Annotated in this window: 2 protein-coding genes; both read left to right on the top strand. The window is 43.4% G+C overall.

Annotated elements, in window-relative coordinates; all coding sequences use genetic code 11:
- A partial coding sequence (locus NSB03_RS20700; RefSeq protein ID WP_024988913.1) for a helix-turn-helix domain-containing protein occupies positions 1–546 on the top strand: 546 nt, incomplete at its 5' end.
- An 80-nt stretch (positions 547–626) separates the two neighbouring features.
- The coding region (locus NSB03_RS20695) for a CatA-like O-acetyltransferase (protein WP_257466639.1) at positions 627–1,030 on the top strand (404 nt) is incomplete at its 3' end.

The raw sequence follows: 1,030 nt of genomic DNA, 5'->3' as shown, positions 1-1,030 counted from the left end.
ATGAGTATGTTTCTGAACATACCGACATCCCTTTTTTACAACCGGGAAGTTTCGGGCTATGATATTGAAAACAAAAGTTTGAATGAACTGGCTATACGAATATTCGACTGTGAGAATAATTCTATTTGCATAAGCTATATAGAAAAATGGCTGGTGTCACAAATTGCCGATAATTTAGCTGATACCACATACAGAATGGAAAGGATAGATGCCGCCATACAGCGAATGTATATCACTCCGCAAATCTCTGTAAACGAATTATCTTCCATTGCCTGCCTGAGCAAAAAACAGTTCGAGCGGTTGTTTCATTCATTTGTAGGCATCAATCCCAAAGAATATACCCGTATCGTCCGCTTCCAAAAGGCTTTGGCGCAGATGCAGCATCAAGCGGGCAAAGAAATCAACCAGGCACAAATAGCATACGTCAGCGGCTATGCCGATCAGTCGCACTTTATCCGGGAGTTCAAGAAATTCTGCGGATATACGCCCGTGTCTTTGCTGAAAGTATCAAATCCGTATTCCGATTTGTTTACCAATCCCGTATAAATGTCCCGTTTGTTCTATCCGGGGTCAAACGCTTCTCCTACTTTTGCTTCCTGATTCATTAAATGAAAATAGCATTAAGTATGAAAGAAGTAAATCCCCAAGAAACCGGCCGGGCATACGCCTTTGAAATGTGGATGAACGCACCCATGCCGATGGTGACGTTCTTTAAGACCCTCGACGTGTCGCGCCTTGTGAAAATCAGCCGGAAATCGGGCATGAAGTTTAATATGTTGATGTGCTGGTGCATCGGCAAAGCCGCAAGGGACGTGAAAGAATTTTATATGCTGCCCGTTGGCGGTAAACTGATGCAGTACGATACCATTGCAGTAAACACCATTGTCGCCAACAGAAAGGGCGAGGTAAGTTCGTGTGATATTCCTTTCTGTGATGACTTATCTTTGTTTAACCAACACTATCTGCAACTTACCAAACAAGTGGCTGAAAGTTGCGTCAATCACGACTTGACGGAAAGCATGGTTATCGG

The organism is Bacteroides acidifaciens (assembly GCF_024623065.1).
Classification (GTDB): Bacteria; Bacteroidota; Bacteroidia; order Bacteroidales; family Bacteroidaceae; genus Bacteroides; species Bacteroides acidifaciens.
Note: the sequence above shows the minus strand (reverse complement) of the source record. Positions and strands in the feature narration are given on the sequence as shown.